This window comes from Streptomyces sp. CO7 (assembly GCF_053474865.1).
Map to the genome: position 1 here is coordinate 1 of NZ_JBRIOU010000212.1, position 2390 is coordinate 2390.

Consider the following 2390-nt stretch of genomic DNA (forward strand, 5'->3'; position numbering starts at 1 on the left):
CGCCTGCCGCGCGGCACCGGGTACGCACAGATCCTCGCCTACGGAGTGCACGAAGGCGGCTCGGGCACCGCCACCGCCGAACTGTCCGCCCTCCTGGAGGCCCAGTACCACACCCGGGGGCTGGGTTACGTCCCGCCCGGCGCCCCCTCCAACAACACCGCCACCGCGACCTCCCGGTACAGCCGCGACGACCAGGAGAACCGCGGCGCCCACCGCGTCCGGATCGCCGACCGGGCGCCCAGTGACCCCGAGAGCAACGCCAGAGCGACCTGCCGTGCCCTCGGCCTGCAGACCGTCACCGATCTCGACGGCGTCAAGGGCCCCGACGGCATGAACCGGCCCGCCCCGCTGTCCCGCGCCCGCGACGCCCACCGTCGCGACCAGGCCGGCGCCCGCCACATGGCCACCGCCCTGTGGGAGGCGACCTGGGGCTACTACCTCTCCCAGTTCGGCGAGGGCCACTTCACCGACGCCCAGATCCGCGGCGCCCGCGAGCACGCCCGACGCTTCCTGCGTCCCGGCGGCCCGCTGCCCGCCCTGCGCGTCGGCGCCCAGCCCTACGGCCTGCTCCCCGTGCTGGCGCTGGACCGCTGGACCGACCTGGAGGGCGACAGCCTCGGCACGCCACCGCTGCCGCCGGCCGTCCCCGCCTTCCTGCGCACCCTGCGCGACCGTGTCTGGGCCCCGTCCGCCGCCGACCCGGCGGCCGTCCCCCGCATCACCCGCGGCGCGGCCGGCCGGCACACCGTGGCCGAGATCCTCGGCATGGCCCCCACCGCGCGGCGCGTCCACGCCCGCAGCGGTCTGGGCGCCGACTACGTCACCGCCCTCTGGCGGTTCGGCCCGCTCGCCCTCAACGACCAGTGGCGCACCGGTCTCGCCTCCCAGACCGCCTCCCTCTCCGCCCGGCTCGGACTGCCCCGCTGGGAACTCGGCCCCGGGCGCCTGCTGTTCGCCAAGGAGTCCTGGCCGCTCGACCACCCCTGGACCGACGCGCCCGCCGGCACCCCCGGAGGAACGCCGGCCGAATACCTGGCCGCCCTCGCCACCCCGGTCGACCCGGCGCCCGCGTGGGCCGCAGTCCCCTCCCTCCAGGACCGCGGAAACCTGCCCTGGGCCCGCTGGTGGCACGACCTCGGCAACGGCCCCGCCGCGGCCACGGCCACCCCGCTCCTCTACCGCCTGGTCCGGCACTCGCTGCTCGCCGAGTACGCCCGCGCCGTGGACGTCGTGCTGGGCACCGGCACCCCCGGCCGGCGCGAACCGGAGGTGGTGGACACCGACCCGGAGGCGCTCACCGCCACCGTCTGGACCCGGGCCCGGCGCACCGTCCCCGGAACCGGACTGAGGGCCGAGACCTACCTGTGGACCGACGCCGCCCGGCAGCGGCCCGAACTGGCCCCGCTGTACCAGGCTTTGGAGTCCGCCGCCGCGCTCGCGGCGCTGCCCTCCGGCGAGCTGGAGCTCCTGCTCGCCCAGACCCTGGACGCCACCTCCCACCGGCTGGACGCCTGGATCACCTCCCTGGCCACCCGCCGTCTGGAGCACCTCCGCAACCGCGCCTCCTCCGGCAGCCACCTCGGCGGCTACGGCTGGCTGCTGGACGTGGTGCCGCGCTCCACGGCGCCGACCCAGGTCCCCCACGAGCGTCGGCCGGAGGGGGAGCGGACCGACCCCCTCGCCGCCCCCGGCGACAGCAGGCCGTGGACCCTGTTCGCCGCCGACGGCACCGCGGGCCCCGTCCACGCGCCCTCGCTCGCCCAGGCCACCACCGCCGCCCTGCTGCGCGCCGCGCAGCGCGCCCACGGGGACAGGCCGGACGCTCCCACCGCCGTCGACCTCACCTCCACCCGGGCCCGCACCGCGGCCTGGCTCATCGACGGCGTCCGTCAGGGCCGGCCGCTGGGCTCCCTGCTCGGCTACCGGTTCGAGCGCGCCCTGCAGGACCACCCGTCGGGCACCCTCGCGTCCTGGACCGACCGCTTCCGGGAGCTCGCCCCCACCACGGCCACCCATGTCGCGCACGACGGGGCGGTGGAGGAGCGCGTGGTCGCCGAGGACGTCACCGACGGTCTGCGCCTGCACCGCCGCCGCGCCGCCGGCCGCCTCGACCTGGTCCGCAACGTCGGCGTCCCGGCCGGCTCCACCGCCGAGATCGCCGCACTCACCGAGGTGCTGGACGACCTGGACGACGCCGTGGACGCCGTCGCGGACACCCTGCTGGTCGAGGGCGTCCACCAGGCCGCCCAGGGCAACCCCGTGCGGGCCGGCGCCACCGTCGACGCCATGGGCAACGGCGAGGCTCCGCCCCCGGAGCTCGAGTCCCTGCGCACCCCCCGCCCCGGCGACGCCGTCACCCACCGGGGGATCGTCCCCCTGCCCGACCCTGC

Annotated in this window: 1 pseudogene; it reads left to right on the forward strand. The window is 77.5% G+C overall.

The features are described 5' to 3' along the window. A pseudogene (locus ACOV8S_RS32755) lies at positions 1–2390 on the forward strand (hypothetical protein); the annotation flags it as partial.